This window comes from Candidatus Thermoplasmatota archaeon, assembly GCA_018814355.1.
Taxonomy (GTDB): Archaea; Thermoplasmatota; Thermoplasmata; order UBA10834; family UBA10834; genus COMBO-56-21.
Window position 1 is genome coordinate 1 of sequence record JAHIZT010000062.1, and the last position, 2409, is coordinate 2409.

Genomic DNA, 2409 nt, shown 5'->3' on the forward strand with positions numbered 1-2409 from the left:
GGTACAAGGTGATAGACGGTTACGATTTCTACAATCACGACTCCGACCCCATGGATGACAACGGCCATGGGACTCATGTCGCGGGCGTCATCGCTGGAAGCGGCGGCATGACCGGTGTCGCGCCAGGAGCCTCTATACTTGCGTACAAGGCTCTCGGCCCAGACGGCTCGGGAAGCATGAGCGATGTCATCGTCGCGATAGACAGGGCCATCGACCCTAACCAGGACGGGGACACGTCCGACCATGCCGACGTGATAAGCATGAGCCTGGGCGGCAAGGGTCAGAGTGATGACCCGGTCTGCCAGGCCGTCGAGAACGCGGTGAGCGCTGGAGTAGTGGTCGTCGTCGCCGCTGGCAACGATGGGCCTTCCATAGGTACTGTATCATCACCTGGGTTGGCGCCCGATGCGATCACCGTTGGCGCGGTTGACAACAATGGCGCCCTCGCATCTTTCAGCTCGAGAGGAACATCTCCTGACCTTACGATCAAGCCAGAGATCTCCGCCCCTGGAGCCAACATAAACTCCACGGTGCCTTTCTCAAATGCAGCTCACAGCTCATCGACGGGTTACGCAGTCATGAGCGGAACTTCGATGGCCACTCCACATGTGAGCGGTGGGGCTGCGCTGCTACTTCAGATGCATCCCACTTGGACACCTGCGCAGGTCAAGTCGGCGCTCATCTCCGGTGCGGCTGAGCTGAACGAATCTGTCTGGAGCGCTGGTGCTGGTGGACTGTGGATTCCGACCGCCCTAGACTCGAGCCTATTCTTCAGCACGTCAATGGTATCCTATGGCCTTGCTGGAAGTGCATCCAGAAGCGTGACCGTGACCAACCTTGGTTCCAGCGTGTCGCTGAGCCTCAGCTCCAGAGATTGCTTTGGTCTGAGCGCGGACGGAAAGAGTGTTTCTGCCGTCTGGACGAATACTTCGATCGTTAGCCCGACATCGGGCTGGGCGCAGTCTGGAGGGTCCGTCTCTGTCGCCCTGAGCGTTCTGTCCCCGTCCTCGGACATGCCTGAGGGCTACTATGACGGCCAGGTCACGGTGTCCGGTGGCTCAGTGCAGGCGCGCATGCCGTTCGGATTCGCGGTCCTGTCTCGGCTGAACGTACACGTCATCGATCTTGCCGGGAGAGAGGTATCCGACCCGTACGGCGGAGTCTGGGTGTACCAGGATCCGACCGTTTCTGTGTCTGTTGGAGTCCGAGGCAGCGTCGACAAGCCAGCTCCTCCTGCAAGTTTCCTATTGCCATCTGGAGACTACTCGGCTCACTCATTCGGTCATCAGCTCCTTTACGAGTTCTCCGACCCCTACGCGCTCTCCGCGAAGTTCAGCCTGGGCAGGCTCGAGACTAAGGACCTGTACCTGAACATGTCTGCTGCACATGCCTTCACCATCGACCTTGCGACTGACGACGGGCTCCCGATCTTCGTGAAGGACTACCGGGTCTACGGAAGGCATGTTGGAGAGAACAACATCTCCTTCCACCTTGTCGGGTCCGACTACTCGATCAAGGGCAGCGACATATTCACTCTCCCGACATCGAAGACCGTGTACATCTCCGACACCGACATCACTGTCGGGATCGCGATATCTGGCTTCTCCTACACGGCTGCGATGTGGGACTTTATGCAACGCAACTGGCAGCACTGGTATGAGTATGCTGATTCAAACTCGAACGAGTTCTATCAGGAATCTAGCGCAGACCTCCAGTATCTGCTCGCGTGGGAGTTCCATGGGATCGATTCCTCGACTTCCACTCACCTAGGTCTCGTGCCTGGCCAATACTCCGCTTACGATACGAAATATGACATTCCAGGACAGCTGGAGGACATATGGGGCGATTGGGGAAATCACAGGTCGATCGGAGGGGACGCCACCTTCTACATCCGGAGGGACACAGACACCTCTCTAAACTCGTTCTTCTCAGGCATGACCCGGAGGACGATAGTCCAGGGGGTCTTCACCGAGGTCTACTTCCCAGGCGACCTCTTCCAGGGGTTCCTGGAAAGGGAGTACTACACTCCGGACTACTCACATCTGGTCAGGGCGAACCTGGCCTCTGAAGTGTATCTGCCCGACCGCAACTTCCTGACATCCATCGATGGAGTTTCAGCAACACAAAGGGTCGGTGCTGGGCCGTTCTACCCAGCGATTCTTACTGCCAACACCGCCGATTCAATGGTCATGTATGAGCCTATGATCAAGGACCAGTCCGGTGCCAAGGTTGGAGGTATGGCCCTCCCGTCCATGACCTTGTACCGTAATGGACAGCTCTCAGGCGTGTATCAGATTGCGGAGCACCTCTCCAGGCCTGATGCCATGCGAATCATCCAGCTCTCAGTGGCAGGGACCTACACGGCTAGTATAGAATACTCCCCTGTCCCGCAGATATGCAACAACGTGA

1 protein-coding gene is annotated in these 2409 nt (G+C 57.6%); it reads left to right on the forward strand.

Annotation, left to right across the window (positions count from 1 at the left end; translation table 11 throughout):
• The coding region (locus KJ653_04625) for a S8 family serine peptidase (protein ID MBU0685116.1) at window positions 1-2409 on the forward strand (2409 nt) is incomplete at both ends.